The 25,591-nt window shown below is 53.4% G+C and carries 26 protein-coding genes; all 26 read right to left on the reverse strand.

Annotated features, from left to right (window positions below; genetic code table 11):
• Positions 1-60: 60 nt before the first annotated feature.
• Positions 61-312 carry a DUF1146 family protein gene (locus KXG62_RS17555; RefSeq protein WP_218093290.1) on the reverse strand — a complete coding sequence of 84 codons (252 nt, stop codon included), beginning with the start codon at positions 310-312 and terminating at the stop codon, positions 61-63.
• A 153-nt stretch (positions 313-465) separates the two neighbouring features.
• Entirely contained in the window at positions 466-2,985 is a 2,520-nt protein-coding gene (locus KXG62_RS17560; protein ID WP_218093291.1) for a S8 family peptidase, read from the reverse strand.
• A gap of 341 nt (positions 2,986-3,326) precedes the next feature.
• Positions 3,327-4,841: an NADH-quinone oxidoreductase subunit N gene (locus KXG62_RS17565; protein WP_218093292.1), complete on the reverse strand. Its 1,515-nt coding sequence runs from the start codon at positions 4,839-4,841 to the stop codon at positions 3,327-3,329.
• Positions 4,842-4,845: 4 nt separating this feature from the next.
• The gene (locus tag KXG62_RS17570; protein WP_218093293.1) at positions 4,846-6,474 is read right to left on the reverse strand and encodes a complex I subunit 4 family protein; all 1,629 of its coding nucleotides are present in this window, start codon (positions 6,472-6,474) and stop codon (positions 4,846-4,848) included.
• Positions 6,464-8,350 (reverse strand): NADH-quinone oxidoreductase subunit L, encoded by a 1,887-nt coding sequence (nuoL, locus tag KXG62_RS17575; RefSeq protein ID WP_218093294.1) that lies wholly within the window; start codon positions 8,348-8,350, stop codon positions 6,464-6,466. Before nuoL ends, KXG62_RS17570 begins: the two co-directional genes overlap by 11 nt.
• A gap of 144 nt (positions 8,351-8,494) precedes the next feature.
• Complete coding sequence (nuoK, locus tag KXG62_RS17580; protein WP_218093295.1) at positions 8,495-8,818, reverse strand: NADH-quinone oxidoreductase subunit NuoK; 324 nt, start codon at positions 8,816-8,818, stop codon at positions 8,495-8,497.
• A 3-nt stretch (positions 8,819-8,821) separates the two neighbouring features.
• On the reverse strand, positions 8,822-9,346 hold the full coding sequence (locus KXG62_RS17585; protein ID WP_218093296.1) for an NADH-quinone oxidoreductase subunit J: 525 nt from the start codon (positions 9,344-9,346) through the stop codon (positions 8,822-8,824).
• Positions 9,346-9,789 carry an NADH-quinone oxidoreductase subunit NuoI gene (gene nuoI / locus KXG62_RS17590; RefSeq protein ID WP_218093297.1) on the reverse strand — a complete coding sequence of 148 codons (444 nt, stop codon included), beginning with the start codon at positions 9,787-9,789 and terminating at the stop codon, positions 9,346-9,348. Before nuoI ends, KXG62_RS17585 begins: the two co-directional genes overlap by 1 nt.
• Before the next feature lie 193 nt (positions 9,790-9,982).
• Positions 9,983-10,990 (reverse strand): NADH-quinone oxidoreductase subunit NuoH, encoded by a 1,008-nt coding sequence (gene nuoH / locus KXG62_RS17595; protein WP_218093298.1) that lies wholly within the window; start codon positions 10,988-10,990, stop codon positions 9,983-9,985.
• The gene (locus KXG62_RS17600) at positions 10,990-12,093 is read right to left on the reverse strand and encodes an NADH-quinone oxidoreductase subunit D (RefSeq protein WP_218093299.1); all 1,104 of its coding nucleotides are present in this window, start codon (positions 12,091-12,093) and stop codon (positions 10,990-10,992) included. The genes nuoH and KXG62_RS17600 overlap by 1 nt, the downstream gene beginning before the upstream one ends.
• A 6-nt stretch (positions 12,094-12,099) precedes the next feature.
• A complete protein-coding gene (locus KXG62_RS34390) occupies positions 12,100-13,158 on the reverse strand; it encodes an NADH-quinone oxidoreductase subunit C (protein WP_281426868.1) in 1,059 nt (352 codons plus the stop codon).
• Positions 13,155-13,673 (reverse strand): NuoB/complex I 20 kDa subunit family protein, encoded by a 519-nt coding sequence (locus KXG62_RS17610; RefSeq protein WP_218093300.1) that lies wholly within the window; start codon positions 13,671-13,673, stop codon positions 13,155-13,157. Before KXG62_RS17610 ends, KXG62_RS34390 begins: the two co-directional genes overlap by 4 nt.
• Complete coding sequence (locus KXG62_RS17615; RefSeq protein WP_218093301.1) at positions 13,658-14,023, reverse strand: NADH-quinone oxidoreductase subunit A; 366 nt, start codon at positions 14,021-14,023, stop codon at positions 13,658-13,660. The genes KXG62_RS17610 and KXG62_RS17615 overlap by 16 nt, the downstream gene beginning before the upstream one ends.
• A 274-nt stretch (positions 14,024-14,297) precedes the next feature.
• Positions 14,298-14,705 (reverse strand): F0F1 ATP synthase subunit epsilon, encoded by a 408-nt coding sequence (locus KXG62_RS17620; RefSeq protein WP_218093302.1) that lies wholly within the window; start codon positions 14,703-14,705, stop codon positions 14,298-14,300.
• A 25-nt stretch (positions 14,706-14,730) separates the two neighbouring features.
• On the reverse strand, positions 14,731-16,137 hold the full coding sequence (gene atpD / locus KXG62_RS17625) for a F0F1 ATP synthase subunit beta (RefSeq protein ID WP_218093303.1): 1,407 nt from the start codon (positions 16,135-16,137) through the stop codon (positions 14,731-14,733).
• Between the two features lie 82 nt (positions 16,138-16,219).
• Positions 16,220-17,077: an ATP synthase F1 subunit gamma gene (atpG, locus tag KXG62_RS17630; RefSeq protein WP_218093304.1), complete on the reverse strand. Its 858-nt coding sequence runs from the start codon at positions 17,075-17,077 to the stop codon at positions 16,220-16,222.
• A 159-nt stretch (positions 17,078-17,236) separates the two neighbouring features.
• Complete coding sequence (gene atpA / locus KXG62_RS17635; RefSeq protein ID WP_218093305.1) at positions 17,237-18,751, reverse strand: F0F1 ATP synthase subunit alpha; 1,515 nt, start codon at positions 18,749-18,751, stop codon at positions 17,237-17,239.
• A 16-nt stretch (positions 18,752-18,767) separates the two neighbouring features.
• Entirely contained in the window at positions 18,768-19,319 is a 552-nt protein-coding gene (locus KXG62_RS17640) for a F0F1 ATP synthase subunit delta (RefSeq protein WP_218093306.1), read from the reverse strand.
• Positions 19,316-19,801 (reverse strand): F0F1 ATP synthase subunit B, encoded by a 486-nt coding sequence (atpF, locus tag KXG62_RS17645; RefSeq protein ID WP_218093307.1) that lies wholly within the window; start codon positions 19,799-19,801, stop codon positions 19,316-19,318. The genes KXG62_RS17640 and atpF overlap by 4 nt, the downstream gene beginning before the upstream one ends.
• Positions 19,802-19,917: 116 nt before the next feature.
• Positions 19,918-20,139, reverse strand: a complete 222-nt coding sequence (gene atpE / locus KXG62_RS17650) for a F0F1 ATP synthase subunit C (protein WP_218093308.1) — start codon at positions 20,137-20,139, stop codon at positions 19,918-19,920.
• Between the two features lie 88 nt (positions 20,140-20,227).
• On the reverse strand, positions 20,228-20,989 hold the full coding sequence (gene atpB, locus KXG62_RS17655) for a F0F1 ATP synthase subunit A (protein ID WP_218093309.1): 762 nt from the start codon (positions 20,987-20,989) through the stop codon (positions 20,228-20,230).
• Between the two features lie 36 nt (positions 20,990-21,025).
• Entirely contained in the window at positions 21,026-21,397 is a 372-nt protein-coding gene (locus KXG62_RS17660) for an ATP synthase subunit I (RefSeq protein WP_218093310.1), read from the reverse strand.
• Complete coding sequence (locus KXG62_RS17665) at positions 21,390-21,626, reverse strand: AtpZ/AtpI family protein (protein ID WP_218093311.1); 237 nt, start codon at positions 21,624-21,626, stop codon at positions 21,390-21,392. Before KXG62_RS17665 ends, KXG62_RS17660 begins: the two co-directional genes overlap by 8 nt.
• Before the next feature lie 216 nt (positions 21,627-21,842).
• Positions 21,843-22,985, reverse strand: coding sequence for a non-hydrolyzing UDP-N-acetylglucosamine 2-epimerase (wecB, locus tag KXG62_RS17670; protein WP_218093312.1), 1,143 nt, complete (start codon positions 22,983-22,985; stop codon positions 21,843-21,845).
• Positions 22,986-23,061: 76 nt separating this feature from the next.
• Positions 23,062-23,691: a uracil phosphoribosyltransferase gene (upp, locus tag KXG62_RS17675; protein WP_218093313.1), complete on the reverse strand. Its 630-nt coding sequence runs from the start codon at positions 23,689-23,691 to the stop codon at positions 23,062-23,064.
• 391 nt (positions 23,692-24,082) lie between these two features.
• Positions 24,083-25,072: a tryptophan--tRNA ligase gene (gene trpS, locus KXG62_RS17680; protein WP_218093314.1), complete on the reverse strand. Its 990-nt coding sequence runs from the start codon at positions 25,070-25,072 to the stop codon at positions 24,083-24,085.
• Positions 25,073-25,591: the final 519 nt, after the last annotated feature.

Consider the following 25,591-nt stretch of genomic DNA (forward strand, 5'->3'; position numbering starts at 1 on the left):
TTTTACAACGGTTGTACTATCCATTGTTGACAACATTCTCCTTAGTTATTCGAAAAAGCATTAAAACATTCCCTTCAGCCACGTCGACCACGACAAGTAATCGATCACGAATCGCGCCAGCTGATACCCCAGCGCTACGGACAAAAATACTTGCAGCAATTTGGCTTGCGCGCTTCGCGGACGCTTGAATAGCGCATCGAGCTTCAGCTCCTGCAGCACCCACCACGAAAACCCGATGAATACGAGCACGATGACGATATTCAGCAGGCCGCTCATTCCCATGGAGGCATTCACTTGATCTATGTAATCCAATAAATTGATCCTCGCTTTCGGCTGTTCGCTGCGGCAAGGAACGTCCGGTTCATTGCAGCCCGCGATGCGGCTTCGCGGTTCTATCGCTTCTTACCCGCATCCGGCTGCCATCAACCAAGACCTTCCGGCCGAACAAGCATATTTTTCCATTTCTCATTTTAACAAATGCGATAAGAGCGTGACAAACTCCCCGCGCGTTGCCTGCTGATCCGGCCGGAACGTCCCGTCCTCGTAACCGGACAACCAACCTTCCGCCTTCACCTGCTTCAACAAGCCGACGCCCCAGTAGTCCTCGCTCACGTCCGTAAAAGGAAGCGCGCCTCTCCGCTTTCCCGTCATGTTCATGCTGCGCGCCAGCATGGCAGTCATCTCCATCCGGCTTACCGGCTGATCCGGCGCAAACGTACGGTCCGGGTAGCCGTCGATGACCCCGGCTTGCGACGCTCTGGCGATATGGCCGTAGGCCCAATGCTCTTCATCCAGATCGGTGTAAGCGACGGACTTCTGCTTGTTCCAACGAAAAGCACGGTCCAATACGGCCGTCGCTTCCGCCCGTGTAATGGGTCGGTCCGGCTGGAAGGTGTAGTCTTCATAGCCGTCAATCACTTGCTTCGAGGTAAGACCTACGATCGCTTCCTGCGCCCAATGCCCGCGAATATCGGTATAGCCTCCGGTCAAAGGCTTGGCAATGATGTTCAGCTGATACATATGATGATCGAAGTTTTTGTTGGTATCGAGCTTCAAATAATAAGTTCCCGGTTGAAAACGTCCGGATAATTGCTGCGAATCGGAAGAAGCGTCGTTCATCGAGCTTGCGACCGGTTTGACTGCACTGTCGTACAAATTCATATACACCGTCGCCGGAGAGGGGATGTCGGTTAAGTGCATCTGCACCAAACTTTCCTCATCCAGCCGGAAATGATACCAGTCCACGTCCTCCGGTTTATCCAGCAGTCCGAAGTAGGGGGTGTCGAACGAGATAGCCGTCGCCTGATACCAGCGATTATTCGGTTCATTCGGGTCGATCAGCTTCGCATCGTAATCGATCGTGAGCGTGTATTCGCCAACGACCGGATTTTGGTAATCCTTGACGTTCGTTACGCGGATATAGTAGCTGCCGGGAAATACTTCGGGCAGGAACACCGTTTCCGGCAGCCCGTCGTCGGCTTTATCGACGGTAATCGATTTTTCCCCCTGCTTCTGCACAAGCAGCACCGGGTCGATCCTCGCGGTATCCGTCGCGACCTTGATCGTCAGCGAGCCGGTCTGCGGTACGGGGAACTCGAACCAATCGACGTCGTTATATTGATGGAAGGTTCCCTTCAGACGGGTGCTTTGCGGCGGAAGCACGAACGCTTGGTACTGCTTATCATTGCTTTCGTACATGTCCCGGTATATTTCAAAAGAAGTCGTCAGCCTGTATCTGACTTCTTCCCGCTGACTGCCATCGGCCGATTGAAGTACGATATAGCTGCGTCCCTTGGTCACCTTCAGCGGAATCGTCTGGCCGCTGTGCGCCGTCTTGCTCGTCAGCGAGCCCGTCGCATCCGTATGCTGCACGTATACGGGAAGGTTGCGGCCCATATCGAGCGTCAGCTGGATCGTTCCGTCATAGGGCGCATCGACATAATACCAATCCATATCCGTCCCGTCGGAAAAGGAAGCGGTGATCGCTTTGCTCGGCGAGATTGCTTTGGCTTGATTTTTGCGGTTATTCGGTTCGTACATATCGGACATGTACGGCTCTTTCATCAAGCGGTCGACACGCAGCAGCCCATAGCCGGTCTTCGGATTCCAGCCAGGCGTTTCAATGCTTTGAGCCGTTTGTCTAAGCCACTGTCGCATCTCGTAAACCTTTAGGCTCGGATTGCGGGTCCAGGCCAGTGCAGCAGCAGCCGCCACCTGAGGAGCCGCCATCGACGTCCCTTCCATATATTCGTATGAACCGCCCAGTGCGGTTGTAAATACGTCCCATGGTGCTGCAAGGTCCATCTCGAGTCCGGTATTCGAACGTTCCTCCGGCTCGTTGCCGGACGTAACGCCGCCGACGGCCAATACCGTCGGATAGGCTGCCGGATATTTTATCCGATTCGCTTCATTCCCGGTCGCCGCGACGAGCAGCACATCCCGTTCCTCGGCATAGCGGACAACTTCGCTCATGTAGTCGGAATATTTGTTGAGGCCCAGGGACAAGACGACGATTTTCGCTCCATGATCCACGGCATAGCGAATGCCCTCGCCCAAACGCTGCTCCCCTCCGGAACCGTCCGCCTCCAGCGCCTTGATCGGCATGATCCGCGCCCGCCACATGACGCCGGTAACCCCCTTGTCGTTGTTACCGACAGCAGCAATGACACCGGCTACATTCGTGCCATGCCCATTATTGTCTTCAGGCGGCTGATCGGGGGAGATCAGGTTCATCCCGGCGACCAGGTTCGGTGCCAAGTCGGGATGGGTCAAGTCAACACCCGTATCCACTACAGCGATAATAATATTCGTATTTCCTTGCGCCGCATCCCACGCTTCGTTCACATGGATTTGCTGCAGATACGACTGTTTGGAGCCGAGCGGATCATTCGCTTCCGCAGCATATGCCGTCTGGCAGCAAACCAGTAAAAACAAGATACAGACCGATGCAGAAAGTAGCTTATGTACTCCGCCTTGTTCGCTCATGGCTTTCGTTTCCTTTATCTCTTGATCTAGTAGCCTTACCCCATTCTAAGGCTTCTGAATACTCCCTGCAACTGGAATTGAAAACCTTCTTACACTATTCACTTTTTGGCGTAAAACGGCCTATTCGCAGGGGAAGCCACATATCTGAAAACGCATTCATATGGTCAATTTATTCGTAAACCGACGTTTGTCCGTCAAAGCTGCTCAAAGCATTCATTACCCGAATTCGAGCGGTTCCAAACAATGCAAAAAGAAGCCCCATTGTCTCCTTCCTTCCGGAGGACGCAGGGCTTCCTATGGGCATCATGCCAAGCCATTCAAATACAGGTTATTGCCTCTTGTCAAGTGAAGAAGAATAAATCTTTCGTCAGCGTGAAAATGCGCTCAATGTAACCGAGCACCCACTGCGGCACAAGACCGAGCAGCACGCTAATACCTGCGCACAGCCACATCGTAATCCCGAGCGGAAGCGGCACTTCCACCGGATGGCTTTCGTCTTCGCTGCGCATGAACATTTGGCGAATAAAACCGAAGTAGTAATAGAACGAAACGACGCTTGTCAGGATCATGACGGCGGCCAGCCAGTAATGCTGCGTTTGCATGGCCCCCAGCATAATGTATACCTTCCCGAAGAAGCCTCCGGAAATCGGCAAGCCGGCGAGCGAGAGCAAGAGAAGCAGCACAGCGACCGCCATGCCTGGAGCACGGTAATATAAACCCGCCAATCCTTTAATCGCTTCCTCGCCTGTCGATCGTTCAATGATCATGAGCACCGCAAACATCCCGATATTCATAAACAGATAGGCGATCAAGTAAAACGCAAACTCTGAAAAATTAGAGTAATGCGTCATCGAAAACTGCACGGCGATCGGCACGAGCAAATACCCGGTATTGGCTATGCCGGAATAGGCGAGCAGCCGTTTCATGTGCGTTTGGCGCAGCGCGATGAAATTACCGAGGATCATAGCCGCCGCCGCCACAACCATCAGCGTCGTCAGTACATCCTGATGAATCGGCAAGCTCATCATGTCGCCTACGGCGTAAATGCCGTACATCAATCGGAACAGGACGGCAAATGCCGCCGCCTTGGACACGACGGCCAAAAACGCGGTCACCGGCGTCGGCGCGCCTTGATACACATCAGGCGCCCACATATGGAACGGCGCGGCCGCCACCTTGAAGCCGAAGCCCGCGAGGAGCAGGAAGAAGCTCAAATATATCATCGGCAGCATGCCTTGGCCCGATTGACCGAGGGCCGAATTGATATCGATGACCGCCGTTGACCCCGACATCCCGTAAAGGAAGGACATCCCGTACAAAATTATTGCCGAGGAAATAGCGCCGAGCACGATATATTTGAATGCCGCTTCATTGGTGGAAAGATTCTTTTTCCGCATCGCCACCAAGATATACGATGTGATACTGAGCAGCTCCAGCCCGACGAACAACGTAATCAGATCGCCGGAGGAAGCCATGATCATGCCGCCCAGCGTCGCCGGCAGCAGCAAGTAATAATATTCGCCGATATGCGGAATTTCCTCTTCCTTCACCGATCCGATGCTCATGAACGTAATGAGTCCCGCGCCCGTAAGCAAAATCAGCTTCATGATATTGGCGAAATCGTCAATGCGGTAGCTATAGTGCAGCAGTTGCGTCGGTTCCGCCGGATCGAGATGAGACACGACGAATAATGCGGAAATGAGTATACTGGCGAGCGACAACCAGCCGAGCATCGTTCGGCTCGTCTGCCGCGGCAGCAGTAAATCGAGCAAAGACAACACCACAGCAGCAGCGACTAATGTCAGCTCCGGGGCCAGCAGTCCCAGTTCGCTAAGTTGAAGACGTATCGGTTCCACCGGTCTAACCTCCCATCTTCGCTACGCTATGAATAAATTGGTCGAAGCTGTTAACCGTTTGTTGCAGCGGCTCGCTCAGGATGGCCGGGTAAATCCCCAGCACCACAATAAAAGCAACGAGCACAATCATCGGAATCGCTTCGATGAGCCTTGCGTCGCGCATTTCCGGAAGACTCGGCTTTTGCGGTCCGAAAGTAATGGCGAGCACCCCGCGAAGCACGTAAACAGCCGTCAAAATAATGCCCAGCGCACCGATCGCCGTCAATATTTTATGCGTTTCGAACAAGCCCAGGAACGATAAAAACTCGCTGATAAAGCCGGACAACCCCGGCAGCCCGAGAGACGCCATTCCGGCCACAAGCAAAATGCCGGAAATGAACGGAACCGATTTGGCCAGCCCGCCCAGCTCATCGATTTGTGTCGATTGCGTCCGTTCATATATGCTACCGACCAGCAGGAACATCAGCGCGGAGATCAGCCCGTGCGATACGAGCTGGAATACCGCCCCTTGGATGCCGACCGTATTGAACGCGGCGATCCCAAGCAGTACGATGCCCATATGGCTTATGCTGGAATAGGCCAGAACGAGTCTGAATTCCTTCTGCACGAACGCCAGTACAGCGCCGTACAAAATGTTGATTACGCCGAGAACCGCAAGCACCGTGGCCCATTGTACCGCTTGCTGCGGAAACAGCATGACACCGAAACGAATAAAGCCGTAGGCGCCCATTTTCAGCAGTATGCCGGAGTGGATCATGACGATGGATGGCGGCGCTTCCGTATGTACCTTCAGCATCCAAGTATGGAACGGGAAGATCGGAAGCTTAATCCCGAACGCGACAAGCAGCATGATGAACAAGGTCCACTTCATCGTTTCGCTAAGGAAGAACGGATTCCCTTCCAAATCGCCCTGCTTCACGTAGGAATCGGCGTTCTGGAACAAGTGCTCCGTGATGACATTCAAATCGCCGGAGTAGTGGATGGATACCCCGTTGCCCCCCGCCGTTTGTCCGAATCCCGCCGTAGCTACAAGGATCAGGAACGCAATGAGCATGATGGCGGAGCCAATGCCGTTGTAGATGAGAAATTTATTGGCCGCTTTTTCTCGGTCCATGTAGCCCCATATGCCAATGAGGAAAAACATCGGAATGAGCGTAATTTCGAAGAACACAAAGAACAAAAACAAGTCTTGTGCCATGAATACGCCGAACATTCCCGTTTCCAGCAGCAGAAACCAAATGAAATACGACTTCCACCGCTTTTTAATGTACACGGAAGCGAGCGCTGCCATGGTGGCGACAAGCGCGGTCAAAAACACGAGCGGAAGCGACAAGCCGTCCACGGCCATGACATACTTGAACTCGAAGAAGAACGAGGTCAGCTGACTGAGCCCTTGCACTTCTTTATTCAAAGGAACGAGAATCCACGGAACCTCTTCTTTAAACTGCATGCCTTCCAGGTTGGAGTTAAACTGCGCGTACAGCCAGCCTGACAAGATCAGCGGGATCAGCGTGACGACAATCGCCGTCGCTTTGATCCATTGCCCTTGCGTCTTCGGCATAAAGAGCAGGATCAGCACGCCGATGAGCGGCGTAAAGGCGATCAGCGACAAGATCGGCATATTATCCGGCATGGATGAACCTCCTTCCTGCGATGGCCAGCATAATAATCAGCAGCCCAAGCAGTGTAGCGAGGCCGTACGATTGCACTTGCCCATTCTGGAGACGCGAGCCTAACCGGCCGATACCGACGACCGCATAGCTGGAAAGCCGGACGAGTCCATCTACGACGTAAATGTCAAACCATTGCAGCAAGCGCCCAAGGCCCTGCAAAGCGTTGACGATCACAGCCTGGTACAGCTCATCGATGTAATACTTCCGGTTTAGCAGCCGGTACAGCCACGGAGCCCGAGCAGAGATCGTGTCAGCCGGAATCGTGCGCTTCAAATAGACGAGATAGCCGACTCCGATGCCCAGCACGCCTGCGAGTGTTGACATGATCATTACAAACCACTGCGCATGCTCTTCCTCTGCATGTCCAGTCAACCACGAGCCGAGCCACGGGCTGAACGGCGTGAACGCAAAGCCGGCCACGACCGCAAGCACCGCGAGTACGATCAGCGGGAACGTCATGGATGCGGGCGATTCATGCACATGCCCTTGATGGCGCGGCTTGCCCATGAAGACGAGGAAGAACAAGCGAGACATGTAAAATGCGGTAAAAAAGGCGGCAATCAAACCGACCCAAAACAAGCCCGTATGCCCTGTGTTCCACGCTTCCGCAAGGATCGCATCCTTCGACCAGAAGCCGGACAGCGGCACAATGCCGCTCAACGCCAGCGCACCGATCGCAAACGTCCAGGCGGTCACTTTCATTTTGCTGCCGACGCCGCCCATCTCGTGGATATCCTGCGTATGAACGGCATGGATTACGCTGCCCGCACCGAGAAACAACAGCGCTTTGAAGAACGCGTGGGTAAGCAAGTGAAAGATGCCTGCCGTATACGCAATGGTCGTCCCGATCCCGAGCGCCATCATCATATAGCCGAGCTGGCTTACCGTCGAATAGGCGAGTATGCGTTTGATATCGTTCTGCGCCGTGCCGATCGTCGCCGCGAATATCGCCGTAAAGGCGCCGACTACCGCAACGACGGTTAAAGCGACCGGCGAAGCCGTAAAAATATCGAACGTCCGCGCGACCAAATATACGCCCGCTGCGACCATCGTTGCTGCATGGATCAAGGCGCTGATCGGAGTTGGACCTTCCATGGCGTCAGGAAGCCAGGTGTGCAGCGGAAACTGCCCGGACTTGCCCATCGCGCCGATGAAGATCAAAATCGCGATCCAGGTCGCCGTATCGCCCGATATTTTACCGGTCGTAAATGCATTGTGAATCGAGCTGAAGTCCATCGCATGGTTCGGCATCACCCAGAACAACAGCAAGATGCCAAGGAACAAACCGACATCGCCCACGCGCGTAACGATGAACGCTTTTTTGGCCGCGGCCCGCGCTTCGGGCTTGAAGTACCAGAACCCGACCAGCAGGAACGAACAGACGCCCACCAGCTCCCAGAAAATAAATAGCTGTATCAGGTTCTCCGAAATGACCAGCCCCAGCATGGAGAACGTAAACAGCGCTATGTATGCAAAAAACACGTTGATGCGCTCGTCGTCGTGCATATACCCTCTCGAGTAAATATTGACGAGCAGACTCACCAAAGTGACGATGACGAGCATGAGCGCGTTCAAATTCGTCACTTCAAACCCCATCGAAAGCGAGCCGTTGCCGAGCTTGATCCAATCTAATTTGTTCCACGTGAAATCTTCAACCTGTCCGCCGATCCGCTCCCAAAAGATGAGCACGGATAAGACAAACGATGCGAACACGGCCACAATGCTGATATAGGAGCCCGCATCCCGAAGTTGGCGTCCCACCGCCGTCAGTAATAAGAACGACAGCAGAGGAAACACCGGGATCAGCCAGGCGTATTGCGAGTAAGCCGATACCATGAGCTTAAGTCCTCCTTCTAGCTTGAATGTTGACACCGGAGCCCATACCCGTTAACTCCGCCGCAACACTTGGCAAGCTAATCCGTAAGCATGTTGTTCAGCAAACGGGCCTCATTCTGTGAAATATCCGCACGGAAGCGACGATTATCGCTTCAGCGAGTCCATCTCGTTAACATCCGTGGTTCCTTTGTTGCGGTAGAACGCGATCAAAATCGCGATACCGACAGCGGCCTCGGCTGCGGCAATCGTAATATTGAACAACGAAAAGATTTGTCCGGTCAAACCCGGATTTACGCCCAGTTTGGAGAAAGCGACCAGATTCAGATTGACGGCATTCAGCATCAGCTCGATCGAGAGCAGCACGATGACGGCGTTTTTCTTCGACAGCGCGCCGTACAGCCCGATACAAAACAGAATCGCGGCCAGCGTCAAGTAAGGCGTGGCGAGTCCGGCAGCAGCAGGTCCCATACGTCAGTCCTCCTCTCTCTTCGCTACGATGATCGCGCCGATAAAGGCGACCGTGAGCAGCACGGACATCAGCTCGAACGGAATGACATGCGCACTGAAGAGCAGCTTTCCGATCTCGAGCGTGTTATCCTCGGCGGATTGGAATGTGCCGGACGGCAGCTCCGTGTTCTGGATCGCGAAGAAAATAACGCCGAACAGTGCTGCCGCCCCGATCAAGAGCAGTCCGTTGTGCCACGGACGCTTCGGCATTTGCTCTTCCCCTTGATGTTTCGTCATCATAATCCCGAAAATCATCAGAATCGAGATCGCGCCGGCGTAGATCAAGATTTGCACAACGGCAACGAATTCCGCCTCCAGCACCACATACAACCCGGCCAAGCTGATGAACGTCAGCGCGAGAGCCGTTAACATATGAACGACCTTCGTAAAGCTGAGCATGAAAATAGCCCCCCCGATCGCAAGCAGGGCGCAAATGAAGAAAGCTACGTTTTGACCGCTTGAGAGAAAGCTCGCAATATTACCTAGCATTACTTCGCCCCACCTTTCGGAAGCGCCGAATTGTTTTCCTTACGCACATTTACGTTATTTTCATTCAGCCACTGCAAATTTTTAAACAAATCGTCTCGGCTGTAAGTGCTCAGTTCAAAATTGTTCGTCATGACGATGGCTTCCGTAGGACATACCTCGGTGCACAAGTCGCACAAAATACAGATCTCGAAGTTAATGTCGTAGGTGTCGATGACTTTCCCCTTCTTCTCCGGATCCGGATTCGCCTTGCCGACCAAGTTGATGCACTCCGTCGGGCAAATGCGCGCGCACTGATTGCATACGATACATTTTTCAGGGTCAAAATGCTGTATTCCGCGGAACCGGTCCGGCATTTCGAGCGGTACGTCAGGATAGGCGTAGGTAATCTTTTTTTGCGTCATGCTTTTGAACGTTACGCCCAAGCCCTTAATAATGCCCTTCATTGGTTCTCACCCTTTCTGTTGACAACGGACAATCAGGCTTTACGATTGTAACCGTTGCAACGTTGTTGACAACGGATAATCAAGCTTGCGATTGTAGCCGTTACAACGTTGTTGACAACGAACAATCCAGTTTATTCAACGAATGGCTGCGGCAGATGAAACTGTTGCAGCCGCGCGCACGGCAAGCCTGCCATTACATCGCGATAGCCATATAAATTGCCGTTACAAATATGTTTATGAGCGACAGCGGCAGCAGCACTTTCCACCCCAGCCCCATCAATTGGTCGACGCGCACCCGCGGCAGCGTAGCGCGCAGCCAGAAAAGGAAGAAGACGATAGACGAAAATTTGAGCAGGAACCAGATAATCCCCGGTATAAAGTCAAGGAACGGGAACGGCGCATGCCACCCGCCGAGAAACAGCGTGGTCGTCAAACCTGCGATGGCAAACACATATACGTACTCCGAAAGCATGAAGAAGGCGAATCGAAAGCCGCTGTATTCCACGTGGTAGCCCGCGACAAGCTCGGATTCCGCTTCCGGCAAGTCGAACGGCGTCCGGTTCAGCTCGGAAACGGCAGCGATCACGAACACGCAGAAGCCGATAATTTGCGGAAGGAAGTTCCAGTGCCAGAAGCCCCCGGCTTGGAGGTCGGCGATAGTCCGCAAATTCATACTGCCGGTCATCATCACGGTGCCGACAACGGAAATGACGAGCGGAATTTCGTAGCTGATCATTTGCGCCGCGGAACGCATGCCGCCCAGCAGCGCATACTTATTGTTCGACGCCCATCCTCCGAGCACGATCCCGATCGTCGAAATGCCGGAGAGCGCGACGTAGAACAGCACGCCGACGTTCAGGTCGCTGCTGATGAGCCGGTCCGTAAACGGAATGGCGGCTACGACGGTGAAGGCCGGTATAAACGTAATGACCGGAGCCAGAATGAACAGCTCTCGCTCCGCTTTGCGCGGGATCGTATCTTCCTTAATGAGCAGTTTGAATACGTCGGCCACCGATTGAAGCAATCCTAACGGCCCTACCCGGTTCGGACCGATCCGCAGCTGCATCCAGCCGATAACTTTCCGCTCGAAATAAATCGCGTAGGTCACGAAGCCTAGCACGACAAGCAGCAGAACGACACCCCATGCAAAAAATATGGCGAAGTTCATCCAAGTAAGCTGTTGCTGTAATAAATCAGGCATTAACAATCCACCTCCCCGACGACGATGTCTACGCCTCCGAGAATTGTTATTAAATTCGTCATCGATTCGCCCACAAGCAGCTTCGGCAAAATTTGCAAATTGACAAAGGACGGCCTGCGGAACTTCAGACGATACGGCTTATCCTTCCCTTTGGACACGATATAGCAGCCAATCTCTCCCCGCGGGGATTCGATTGCCGCATAGACTTCCCCTTCCGGTGGACGGATAACCCTTGGCGCTTTGCCCATAATTTCGCCCTCCGCCGGGAACTGCTCGACGGCTTGCTCCAAAATGCGCAGCGATTGCCGGATTTCCTCCAGACGAAGCAAATAGCGGTCGTAGCAGTCTCCGCCCGTCCGTACCGGCACATCGAACTCAAAACGGTTGTACAAGCTGTAGGGCTGCGTTTTCCGCAGATCCCAATCGACCCCGGTACATCGCAGATTCGCGCCGCTAAGCCCATACGCGATAGCTGTCTGAGCATCATACTTGCCGATGCCCTTGATCCGCGCCAAAAAGATTTCGTTGCCGCTGACCAGCTCGTTGTATTCCTCCAGCTTATCGTACATATACGGGATGAAATCGCGCACCTTTTCAATCCAGCCTTCCGGCGCATCCCATTTGACGCCGCCGACGCGCATATAGTTGTATGTCAGGCGCGCGCCGCACAGCTCGTTGAACAGGTTAATAATGATCTCCCGGTCGCGGAACGCATACAAAAAGGGGCTCATCGCTCCGATATCGAGCAAATACGTTCCCCACCATACCATATGACTTGCGATGCGCTGCAGTTCCATGACGATCAGCCGCAAAAATTCCGCTCGCTCGGGGATTTCCAGCTGCATCAGCTTCTCTACCGCATGGACCAGCACGTAGTTGTTGGTCATCGCGGACACGTAGTCCATCCGGTCCGTGTACGGAATGATTTGAGTGTACGTCAAATTTTCCGCCAGCTTCTCGGTTCCGCGATGCAGGTAGCCCATGACCGGATCCGCTTCGGTAATGATCTCGCCGTCCAGCTTCACCACGATGCGAAATACCCCGTGCGTACTCGGATGCTGCGGGCCTACGTTCAACAGCAGTTCTTCCGTTCTTATGGACACGCTTCTCTACACCTCCGGGTCGAGCGGCTCGTAGTCTTTGCGCAGCGGATGGCCTACCCAGTCGTCAGCCATCATAATGCGGCGCAGGTCGGGATGTCCCGGAAAATCGATACCGAACAAATCGTATATTTCTCTTTCGTTCCAGTTAGCCGTCGGCCAAATGCCTGTTACAGACGGTACCGAAGGCGTCTCACGGTTCGTTTTTACCTTGACAACATAATCCTGCTTCAATTCCAAGGAAATCAAGTGGTACGCGACCTCCATATGCGTTTCCATATCGATCCCGGAAACGTTGCGAAGGTAGTCCATCTTGAGCTCCGCATGATGTTTCAATACTTCAGCAGCGGACAGCCAGTTGTTGCCTTTCACCACAACATAGGGCACATGGCCGCCTTTTTCATTAACGAACGCCTCCTCAACACAGTCGGGATGGCGCTCCTTCAAGATCGCCACAAGCCGGTCCAGCAGCGGCTGACTTGGCGAAGGCTCCTTCGGCCCTTCCGGCTCCGCCGTCTTCGCAGCTCTGGCGCTTGCCCGCGCGGCTCTCGCCTCGGCAGCAGCCTTCGCCTTCGCCTCTTTCTCGGCGTCCTCCGGCGTCGCCGCCTCTCCCGCGGGCGCATCGCCCGGCTCCGCTCCAGCCTGCGCTGCGCGTGCTGCCGCTCGGGCTGCTCTCGCTTCCGCTGCGGCCTTCAGCTTCGCTTCACGCTCCGCATCTACCGGCGCCGCCGCTTCGCCTGCCGGCGCATCGCCGGACGCCGCCGCCGGCGACTCGCCACTGGCTTCGTCTGCTTGCACGGCAGCGCCCTCAGCTTCCGGCTTCGCCTCTTTATAGCCGCCCGGCGGTTCCCCGGCACCGCCGGCTTTTGTAATATCAGCGCCGGGTGCAGCCGTTGGCTCGCCGCTCATTGGCGCCGCTTTCGCCTCGCTTCCCGCAGGCTTGGCCGTTGCTTCGCCGCCAGCTTGGCCCCCTTCGCCTGCGGCAGGGACCTCGCTTTGCGGCTTTTGCGTTACATCGTCCGAAGCCCCCGTGGGATCGGGCTTCTCACGCTTTTGCTCGTCGCTCATACATTCGTCACCTGCTTACCGGTTTTCGCTTCGTAGCGGATTTTTTCCTGCAGCTTGTTAATGCCGTAGATCAGCGCGGCAGGATTAGGCGGGCAGCCTGGAATATAGACGTCAACGGGAACAACTTGGTCCACCCCTTTGACGACAGCATACGATTTCACATAAGGGCCGCCCGCCGTAGCACAGGAACCCATGGCAATGACCCATTTCGGCTCCGGCATTTGATCGTACAAACGACGCAGCAGCGGAGCCATCTTTTTCGTCACCGTACCTGCGACAATCATCACGTCGGATTGTCTGGGCGATGTACGGAAGATGACGCCGAATCGGTCCAGATCATAATGCGATGCGCCAGTGCCCATCATCTCAATGGCGCAGCAGGCCAGACCGAACGTAAGCGGCCACAGCGAATTGCTGCGCGCCCATGCTTTGATTTGCTCGAGTGTCGTCATGAAGACGTTGCGTTCCAGCTCACGCCGCTCTTCCGGCGAAATCGTCTCTAAATTGAAGTCCATTGCAGCACCTTCTTCTTCCAAGCATAAATTAAGCCTATGACGAGCAAGGCCACAAATATGCACATCTCTACAAGCGCAAACAAGCCTAGTTGCTTATACGCAACGGCCCAAGGATACAAAAATACGGTTTCCACATCAAATATGACGAACATCAACGCAAAAAGATAGTAGCGGATATTAAAACGCACATGACCGCCGCCCACAGGCTCGTTACCGCTTTCATAAGTCGTATACTTGCTTTCCGCCGGTTTGTACGGCCGCAGCCATTTGCCGATTGTAAGCGCTACTATTGGAAGCAATACGGCTAAGAAGAGAAATATCGTTACGACCACATAATTGTTGCTGTACATCGCGAACGGACCGCCTCCCTGTATGTTCTTTGCGGTTGTAGCCGCTTTTAACAACGCGTCGGCCGCAACCTGGAAACGTACAATAGCATAAAGAAGCCCCCTACAGCCAATCGTCCCCGTCCTATGAACGCATGCCTATATCAGAACTTCCCATCTCTTGCACTGTTTCCTTTTTAGATGCCCTACCAATTATATCAAATGACTAGGGGGGTGTCTAACATTTCCTTACCTATATATGTAAAAAGGCGAAGGTGTCCCCTCGCCCTTACATTGTTTATTTTTTCCCGGATACGTCAATCCGATTCATTGCTCTTTGCAATGCCAGTTCGGCACGTTTGAAATCGATGTCGTCCTGCTTCGCGGCAGACAATCGTTTTTGAGCGCGTTCCTTGGCAGCTTGAGCCCGTTCGATATCGATTTGTTCCGGCAGCTCGGCACTTTCCGCCAGGATCACCACTTTGTCCTTGCGCACTTCCATAAACCCGCCGTTCACCGCGATAAGCTCGTCTTTAGTCCCTTGCTTTTTCACGGTAATCGGAGCGATCTTCAGTGGAGTGACCAACGGAATGTGGTTCGGCAAAATCCCGAGCTCTCCCTCGACGCCCTTCGCGATAATCATGTTCACCTGTTCGGCATACACTTTCCGCTCCGGTGTTACGACTTCCAACAGGAATGTGCTCACTTACTTCCCCTCCTAGGATACTCGATTACAGCGTCTTCGCCTTTTCAACGGCATCCTCGATTGTACCCACGTTGTGGAATGCCGGCTCCGGAAGGTTGTCGTGCTTGCCGTCCAAAATTTCTTTGAAGCTGCGTACCGTATCTTTAACCGGAACGTAGATGCCCGGAATCCCGTTGAACGCTTCCGCCACGTGAAGCGGCTGTGAAAGGAACAATTGTACGCGTCTTGCGCGAAGTACGACCAATTTGTCCTCGTCGGACAACTCGTCCATACCGAGAATCGCGATAATATCGAGAAGCTCTTTGTAGCGCTGAAGAAGCTTCTTCACGCCTTGAGCTACATTGTAATGCTCTTCGCCCAATACTTCCGGCGTCAAAATCCGGGAAGAAGATGCGAGCGGGTCGACCGCTGGGAAAATACCCATAGCCGCAATGTTACGCTCCAAGTTCGTCGTTGCGTCCAAATGTGCAAACGCCGTAGCTGGAGCCGGGTCGGTATAGTCGTCCGCTGGAACGTAGATCGCTTGGATCGAAGTAACGGAACCGTTTTTCGTCGACGTAATCCGCTCTTGCAATTGACCCATCTCGGTAGCCAGCGTCGGCTGGTAACCTACCGCGGAAGGCATACGGCCGAGCAACGCGGAAACCTCGGAACCCGCTTGTGTGAAACGGAAAATGTTATCGACCAGCAGAAGCACGTCACGGCCTTCTTGATCGCGGAAATATTCTGCCATAGTCAAGCCAGTCAAAGCTACGCGAAGACGGGCACCTGGCGGCTCGTTCATTTGTCCGAAAACCATCGCGGTTTTCGAAATAACGCCGGAGTCGCTCATTTCATGGTACAAGTCGTTACCTTCACGCGTTCTTTCACCTACCCCGGCAAATACGGAAATACCGCCCAGCTCGGAAGCGATGTTGTGAATCAATTCTTGCAGCGTTACCGTTTTACCAACGCCGGCACCGCCGAACAGGCCGATTTTACCGCCTTTAACGTAAGGCGCCATCAAATCGATAACCTTGATCCCGGTTTCGAGAATTTCGACTTGCGTCGACAAATCATCGAACGCTGGAGCCGGTTTATGAATCGGGCTCGTCAGTGTACGATCCACTTCTCCCGTACCGTCGATCGGTTCACCCAAAACGTTAAATACGCGGCCAAGCGTTGCCGCGCCGACCGGTACGGAAATTGGAGCACCGGTATCAATGGCTTCCATACCGCGAACCAAACCGTCAGTAGTGGACATGGCAATACAACGAACCATGTTGTCGCCCAAGTGAACCGCTGTTTCAACCGTAAGGCTGATGTCACGATCGCCTTCGCTTTGCGCTTTTCTTTCAATCCTGATCGCATTCAAAATTTCCGGGAGGTGTCCGCCCTCGAACTCGACGTCGACAACCGGCCCCGTTACGTTAATAACGCGCCCTTTGCTCACTGTTTTCCCTCCTAGTTAAGCTTTGCTCTGGCAAAAAACTGCTTCGAAAGCATTGCCGGGCCGAAGCCAGGCTTTTATATGATCACTGCGCGGCGTTCGCACCTGCTACAATTTCGGAAATTTCCTGCGTAATGGATGCCTGACGCGCACGGTTGTAAGCAAGCGTGTACGTGCTGATCATCTTCGTCGCATTCTTCGTAGCATTATTCATTGCCGTCATTCTCGCGCCGAATTCGCTCGCTTTTCCGTCCAATACGGCACTGTATATTAAGGTTTCTGCATATTTGGGCAGCAGCACTTCCAGCACGCCTTCCGGTGACGGCTCGTACTCATAGTTCGATACTGCCGAACCGCTCATATCGTCCAGCGGCAACAACCGCTTAATTACAGGGATTTGGGAAATGGCGTTTTTGAATTCATTGTACACGAGGTACAATTCATCATAAGAACCATTCTCGAAATTACGCACCGCCGACGCAGCGATACTTTTAATATCGGCGAATGCTGGCGAGTCGGAAAGACCCGTCACTTCCTCTACGACCGGCATATTGCGCTTACGGAAAAAGTCTCTGCCTTTGCGGCCGATGACAAAAATAGCATACTCGTTCGGGGAGCTGTGCTTTTCTTTGATTTCCGCAGCCACTTTACGCAAAACGTTGGCATTATACCCACCAGCCAAACCGCGATCAGACGTAATGACGAGGTACCCCGTCTTCTTGATCACACGGCTCTGCAGCATAGGATGCTTCACCCCACGCGTTCCAGCTGCGATGCTGCCGACAACTTCCTTCAGCTTATCCGCATAGGGACGTGCCGATTCTGCTGCCAGCTGCGCTCTTCTCAGCTTCGCCGCGGCAACCATTTCCATTGCCTTGGTGATCTGCTTCGTGTTTTGTGTCGACTTGATTTGGCGTTTAATCTCGCGCATACCTTTTGCCATGTAAGTGCTCACCTCTCTCTCGAAGCTTTCCGCTGCGGGAAAGCCATACTTCGAAAGCTCGTTAACTTGCTCTGCATGCAGCGCCGAGCTCCCCGCCTCAGGGCGAGAAGCTCACGATGCACAGCGGCTCTGCTTGTCAGCCGCAATGTGAAACGTCATTTATGCCGAAGGCGCGAACCCTTTTTTGAACTGTTGGATCGCATCCACCAATGCTTTTTCATTATCTGCGGTCAAATCGTTCGTTTCGCGGATGTTCGCGAGAATTTCCGGACGGTTAGAGTCAAGATATGCCAGGAACCCGGCTTCAAAACGACTAACGTCCTGAACCGGCAGGTCGTCGATATGTCCTCTGACGACGACATAGATCGCAGCAACCTGCTTTTCAACCGGCAGCGGTTGATTGATGCCTTGCTTCAAGAGCTCCAGCGTACGAATACCGCGGTTCAAACGAGTTTGCGTCGCGCGGTCCAAGTCGGAACCAAACGCTGCGAACGCAGCAAGCTCGCGATATTGAGCAAGGTCAGTCTTGAGCGTACCGGCAACTTTCTTCATCGCTTTGATTTGCGCCGAGCTACCTACCCGGGATACGGAGATACCGACGTTAACCGCCGGACGCTGACCGGAGTAGAACAGGTCGGACTCCAGGAAGATCTGTCCGTCCGTGATCGAGATCACGTTCGTAGGGATATAGGCGGATACGTCGCCGGCTTGCGTTTCGATGAACGGCAGCGCCGTGAGCGATCCTGCGCCAAGCTCGTCGTTCAGCTTCGCTGCGCGCTCGAGCAAACGGGAGTGCAAGTAGAATACGTCGCCCGGGTAAGCTTCCCGGCCCGGAGGACGGCGGAGCAGCAAGGAAAGCTCGCGGTAAGCGGCCGCTTGCTTGGACAAGTCGTCATAGATGATCAGCACATGCTCGCCCTTGTACATGAAGTACTCGCCCATGGCGCAGCCCGCAAACGGTGCAAGCCACAGCATTGGCGAAGGCTCGGACGCACTTGCCGTTACGACGATTGTGTAATCCATCGCGCCTGCTTTACGGAGCGTTTCCACTACGTTAACGACCGTGGATTGCTTTTGGCCGATCGCAACGTAAATACATTTGATGCCGTTGCCTTTTTGGTTGATGATCGTGTCGATGGCAATCGCGGTTTTACCCGTTTGACGGTCGCCGATGATCAGCTCGCGCTGGCCGCGGCCAATCGGGATCATCGCGTCGATCGCTTTGATACCGGTTTGCATCGGCTCATGAACCGATTTACGAGCCATAACGCCCGGTGCCGGAGACTCGATCGGACGGAACTGCGTCGTGTTGATCGGTCCTTTACCGTCGACCGGCTGACCGAGCGGATTGACGACGCGGCCGATCATCTCATCGCCGACTGGAACTTCCATGATGCGACCGGTACGTTTCACTTGGTCACCTTCGCGAATATCCGTGTAAGGCCCCAAAATAACGATACCTACGTTGCTTTCCTCCAGGTTCAGGGCGTAGCCCATCACTCCGTTCGGAAATTCGAGCAGCTCGCCCGCCATGACATTTTCCAGGCCATGCGCACGGGCAACACCGTCACCAACATAAATAACCGTACCTACGTCAACGACTTGAATTTCGGATTTATATTGTTCAATCTGCTGTTTAATCAGCGTGCTGATTTCTTCCGGTTTAATACTCAACTTTCCTCACCCCTATCTACAGTGCTTGAGATTGATTCAACGTTTTTTGCAGACGCTGGAGCTTGCCGGACAAGCTTCCGTCGTACAGACGGTCGCCGATACGCACTTGAATGCCGCCGAGCAAGCTTTTATCGAGAACCGATTCCACTCGGATTTGTTTGCCCGTCAGCTTGCTGAACGTCGATGCGATGCTGCTGAGCTCCGCATCCGTCAATTGCACAGGCGAATATACGATCGCGCTCGCTTGACCTAGCGCTTCGTTCGCGATTTTGGAATACATTTGGGCGAACGCTTCAAGCGTTTCTTCTCTTCTGCGCTCGATCAACAGTTGGATCGTGTTCAGCACAGGCTCCGAAACCGATGAACCGAAGATTTGCTGAATCAGGTCGCTCTTTACTTTGGAGCCGATCCCCGGGTGTTTGATGATCTTGTTCAGATCGGTGTTCTCTTTCAGTACAGCAACGACAAGGTTAAGCTGCTGCTCGAATTCTGCGATCAACTTGTTTTCACGCGCGATCTCGAACAACGCTTTGGCATATCTTTTGGCTGCGATTAACTCCTGGCTCATTGGTTGCCCCCTACTTCTTTTAGGTAATGCTCAACCAGTTGCTCTTGAGATTTCTCATCGATTTGCTTCTCGATGATTTTCGAAGCGATCATTACGGACATCGCGCTAACCTGGTTGCGCAGGGAAGCGATGGCCAAGTTTTTCTCGTTCGCGATTTCTCGCAGCGCTTCTTCTTTCAGACGATCCGCTTCCGCTTTCGCCTGCTGAATAATATCTTCCGCTTGCTTGCCGCTTGTTACGCGAGCTTGCTCCATAATTTGCTTTGCTTCGTTGCGCACTTGCTCCAGAGCTGCTTTTTGCTCCGCAAGCAATGCATCGGCTTGTTTGCGGTTCTCTTCCGCGTTTTGCATTTGGTCCAGAACCAGCTTCCGACGTTGCTCCATGATGCCCATGAGCGGTCCGAAAGCATATTTGCTAAGAAGCAGCATCAAAATTCCGAACGCAACGATGGCAAAAATAAACGAGGATAGTGTGAAATGCATCTATACGTCACTCCCTTCAGAGGGGTAATGGCTAAACCGAACCGGATGACAACATCCGGACAAAAGGAAGGCGTGGAGGCTGATGGCTTCCCCGCCAAAGGTCCGTATTAACTAAATTACTTCGCGAATACGAAGGTGAAGAGCAATGCGAATACAACCGCGATGATCGGAATCGCCTCGACGAGACCTACACCGATAAACATAACCGTTTGAAGCGTACCTTTTTGCTCCGGTTGACGAGCGATGCCGTCTACCGTTTTGCTGACGATCATACCGTTACCAATACCTGCGCCAAGCGCACCCAGACCGATTGCAATAGCTGCTGCAAGAAATTCCATTGTAAAATATCCTCCTTAAAATTGTTCATTTGGTTTGTTATTTTTACTTAAGCGGGAAGGAACGCTTCTTGAGCTACTCCGCCGCATCTTACTCCTTGTGTTCAATGGCTTGAGACAAGTACACCATCGTCAACGTTGTGAATACGAACGCTTGAATCGCTCCTACGAAAACACTGAAGCCCTGCCAGATGATCAGCGGGAGAATCCCTCCGACGCCTGCCATCAGGATAACGGCAATGAGCACCTCACCGGCATAAATATTCCCGAAAAGACGCATTCCGAGCGTTAGAAGCTTGGAAATTTCCTTGACGATGTTGAGCGGGAACATGACCGCAAACGGCTCGATATAGTGGTGCAGGTAATGCTTCGTATTGCGAGTCAATCCCAAGAGATGCGTCATTACAATCACCATCAAAGCGAGGCCCATTGTAACGGATAAGTCGGCCGTCGGGGATTTCCACCAGCTGATGGCGATATGCTTGCCGGCGTGGTGCGCTTCATCGATTTGAGCTTGCGTAATGCCAAGCCACGAAACCGGCTGCTGCACTTCGGTCACGATGACGAATGGAAGACCGAGCATGTTTCCGACAAAAATAAACATAATCAGCGTGATGCCGAGCATAAGAAATGCTTTGCCCTTCTTCATATCCATCGTGCCGGCAATGATATTGTGAACGAACTCGACGAGCCATTCCAGAAAGTTTTGCATTTTCCCCGGATTGTCAACCGACAGCTTCCGGGTTCCTGCAATAGCGATAATCAACACGACCGCACAAGTCACTAAAATCGTGATCACGCTCGAGAGATCCCAGTCGATGCCCAACCAATTTACTATTGGCAATTCATGCATTTTAGTAGTTTCACCCCTTTCCTAAGCATGATGGAATTATTTTTTCAATGAAATAATACCCAGTAGGAGTGTTGCCAACTGTACGAAAATTAATCCTGTCACCGTGGTCCAAATGGAAACGTGCTCAGGGAATTTGTAGACAGCCCATATCGCGAGAACAGCGATTGCCACCCTCGTGCCAAAGCCAAGTCCGCCCCTGCGTCTTTTTCCTTCCAGCGCCGCGTCTGACAAAGTGCGAATCTTCCACGCCAAATAGCGCGCATTCAACATACTTACCGCGGTCCCGATAATCCACCCTGCAAATAGCGGACGGTATCCAGGAATGACGGCCCAGGCCAAAAAACAGAAGGATAAGAAAAAGATGACGACGCGTTGAACCGTTTTCAGCCGGATTGAAAGTTCATCCATTGTTGTTTCCCTTCATGTAGCTTTTAATGATAAGGATTATACTTGCGACTCCCGCTAGGAACCCCAGCATCATCCCCGCTACGATCCAGATTGGCTCTCCGCCTTGCGAACGGCTGAACCAGCTGCCCAGCCAGTAGCCGCCAATCATACAAACGCCCAAATCGACTCCGACGCCGCCGAGCATAGCTACGGCACGCCACGGGTTATCATTGGTTTTTTGTTTTCTCATAAGCCTTCCTTATGTGTTGCAGCTGTGGAATCCGTGATGATCCAGCTGTCAACCAACAATCCTAGTTTATTTTATCGGAGTAAAGTCAAGTTTGTCAATCGCGGTTCTTGGCAATCGATCTATGACAAAAATCACAAAAACCTTGCTGCATCAACATTTTTCCGATTCCTAAACCAAACAGTACAACTGTACGCTGTATCGTTTGTCATCAGATTGTCACGGTTGAAAAGATGAAGGCCTTTGATCGGCATGTCCAAAATGGTAAAGGATGGCTTGTACGATGCGTTCGGCCGCTTTTCCGTCGCCATAAGGATTCGCCGATTGGCTCATTTTTTCGTACGCGGTTTGATCGGTCAGCAGCAGACTGGCCTGCTTGAAAATTTCTTCCTCATCGGTTCCGACCAGCTTCAGCGTTCCTGCATCAATGCCTTCCGGACGCTCTGTCGTATCCCGCAGCACGAGCACCGGCACGCCGAACGTCGGCGCCTCTTCCTGCAAGCCGCCCGAATCCGTCAAGATCAGATGCGTATGCGGGAAGAAGTTGTGAAGCTCGAACACATCGACCGGATCGATCAGCTTGATCCGATCATGCCCGCTCAGCATTTCGTATGCCGGACCTTTGACGGCCGGACTCATATGTACCGGGTACACGATTGCGATATCCTCGAACTCGTCGGCCAGACGTCTGACGGCGCGGAATACGCGGCGATGCGGCTCGCCCTGCGACTCCCGGCGGTGGGCCGTCATCAGTACGAGACGCTTGCCCTTCGCCCAATCGAGAATCGGATGCGAGAACTCCTTCTGCACGGTGTATTGGAACACGTCGATCGCCGTATTTCCGGTAATGAAAATACGGTCCTCCGGCTTATTCTCCTTCCGCAGGTTGTCTGCGGACAGATCCGTCGGTGAAAAATGCAGATCCGACAGGACACCGGTCAGTTGGCGGTTCATTTCCTCCGGATATGGCGAAAGCTTGTTCCATGTCCGCAGCCCGGCCTCCACATGGCCGACTTGAATCTGGTTCAAAAATGCCGCATAGCTGGCCAGGAACGTCGTGGACGTATCGCCGTGCACCAGAATCAAATCCGGCTGCTCTTCCTTCAGTACCGGGTCCAATCCTTGCAGCACCCGAATCGTCAGTTCGTTGATCGTCTGGCCGGCCTGCATGACATCGAGATCGTGATCCGGTTTAATCTTGAAAATCTCCAGCACCTGATCAAGCATCTCGCGGTGCTGTGCCGTAACGCAAACAAGCGAATCGATGTGCTCCGAATGTTTCTCCAGCTCCTTGACGAGCGGAGCCATCTTGACCGCCTCCGGGCGGGTGCCGAAAATCGTAATCACTTTAATTTTTTTCATGCGACACGGTTTCCCCTTTCCGCTTTCACACTATGTACTCCTGCTTTTACACTATGTACTCCTGCTGCGATCTAACTTATTTCGTTCCGAACAAGCGGTCTCCCGCGTCTCCAAGCCCCGGTACGATATATCCATGGTCGTTCAGATAGTCGTCGATCGCCGCCACGTACAGATCTACGTCCGGATGGGCCTTCTGCACGGCTTGTACACCTTCCGGCGCCGCGATCAGACACATCAGCTTGATCTGCGTGCATCCGCGGTTTTTGAGCGCCGTAATTGCCGCGTTGGCCGAGCCTCCGGTCGCCAGCATCGGATCGATCACGATCAGCTCCCGCTCCTGCACATCGGTCGGCAGCTTCGCATAATATTCCACCGGCTCCAGCGTGTCGGGGTCGCGGTACAAACCGATATGTCCGACTTTGGCCGCCGGCACCAGCTTGAGAATGCCGTCCACCATGCCGAGCCCTGCGCGCAGAATAGGAATCAAGCCCAGCATGCGTCCCGATATGACGCGGCATTCCGCCGTCGTAACGGGCGTTCGAACCTGCACCTTTTGGAGCGGAATATTTCTTGTAATTTCATACGCCATCAATGTGGCTACTTCATCCACCAGCTCGCGAAAATCTTTGGTGGTTGTACTTTCATCCCGAATGAATGTCAGCTTGTGCTGAATCAGCGGATGGTCGCAAACAAAAACTTTTCCCATACCGTGCTCCCCCTAGTAACGCGCGTTATGAATGGCCCGCAGCGCAGCCCAAATCAGCTCCGTCAAGCACGCTTTGAACATGGAGCCCCGCATAACGCCAAATCTTGTCTATTATACCACAACTGCTTAAACTTATCCCGATTTGTTCAAAAAATATACACAATTGTGCCACGTGGAACAATTTGCGCGTTTGGCGACGTTTCACAGAGCTGCGATATACCTTTTTTCGTTCCGTTGTGCTTTGCACAAAGGTCACTTCAAAAAGGTATATCTTCGCCGTAAACAAACATAAAAGCAACAAAAAATGAAGGGCCTGCCTTTTCAAGTATCGGCAGACCCTTACGATTCAAACCATACAAGGGGGGGGATGCCCCTCCCCTTGCTTCACGCTTTATGCAAAATAGTTGATCCCCATCGCTTCGCGTACTTCGGTCATCGTTTCTCCGGCCACGCGGCGCGCCTTGCGGGTGCCCTCGATCATGATCTCGTCAATGTCTTTCGGCCTGCCGCTGTAGATGGCGCGTCTCTCGCGGATCGGCTCAAGCAGCTCGTTTATCGCGCGGATCGCCAGCCCCTTGCAGTCTGAGCAGCCGATCGTTCCCGCCCTGCAGCTTTGGCGGATTTCGTCGCAGCCTTCGGGGCGAAACGCGCTGTGATAATCGTAAATCGGACATATGTCCGGGTTGCCCGGGTCGTGCTTGTGAATCCGGTTCGGATCTGTTTTGGCCCGCTTAATCTGCGCGGTCACTTCGTCACGGCTCGAATCGAGGAAGATGGCGTTGCCCATGCTCTTGCTCATTTTATTGCCGCCGTCCAGTCCTTCCAGCCGATCGCCTACGATCGCTTCCGGCTCCACCAGTACCGGGGCGTACAGGTCGTTGAACCGCCGCACGATTTTTCTCGTTTGCTCGATATGCGGAATCTGGTCATCCCCTACCGGCACTAACGTCGCCTTGCAGAACGTAATGTCGGCCGCCTGGCTCACGGGATAGCCCAGGAAGCCGTAATACATATCTTTATAGCCTCGCTGCTTCGCCTCGGTCTTGATCGTCGGATTATGCCGCAGCGTGTTCACGGTGACGAACATCGAATAATATACGGTCAGCTCCGCAATTTCCGGAATCATCGACTGTACGAACATCGTCGACTTCTCCGGATGCAGCCCAACGGACAAATAATCGAGCGCTACGTTGCGCAGGTTGTCGCTTATAATCTTGGGGTTCTCAAAATGCGTCGTTAGCGCCTGGACGTCGGCGAGCAATATATATGTCTCATACTGCTCCTGCAGCAGCAGGCGGTTTTTCAGGCTTCCGACGTAATGGCCCAGGTGAAGTTTCCCGGTAATCCGGTCGCCGGTCAGCACGCGTTCTTGTTTGGACATCGCTAATCCCTCCGAAATATAAATTGATCGATCGCGCTATACGAACCATAAATCGCCACCACCAGCCATCCTCCATGGCCATCACCCCCTTCAATACCTCATGTTCCGCCCAGCCTATTGCGATCTACAGGTGCATATGTCCACTAGCCCGCTCTCTCCGGGTCAGCGCGTCCATCCTCGCTGTTTATGCTCGTTGCAAGCACTGGGGGTTTGCAAGCCTCCGCTAGACGTCTGAAGCGCGCCTAGCAGCCGCATAAGGCTTAGACGAGCGTCGCGCGCCCCCTTTGCGGGCCAGGCCGACTCCCCATGTGAACGCAAAAAAACCTCGTCCCGGTAAAGGACGAAGTTTGGATTCGCGGTGCCACCTTTATTCGCCTAACGGTACGGGCAGCAAAACATACCTACACCGCAGGCAACTTTCACAGGTACGGTAAGAGCCTCCTTGCGGATGACGCTGACGATACCCTGTCTCTTGTATCGGTGAGACGCTCCGCCTCTCCTACTGAACACAAGCCAAGC

The sequence above is a fragment of the Paenibacillus solanacearum genome (genome assembly GCF_910593845.1).
GTDB lineage: Bacteria > Bacillota > Bacilli > Paenibacillales > NBRC-103111 > Paenibacillus_G > Paenibacillus_G solanacearum.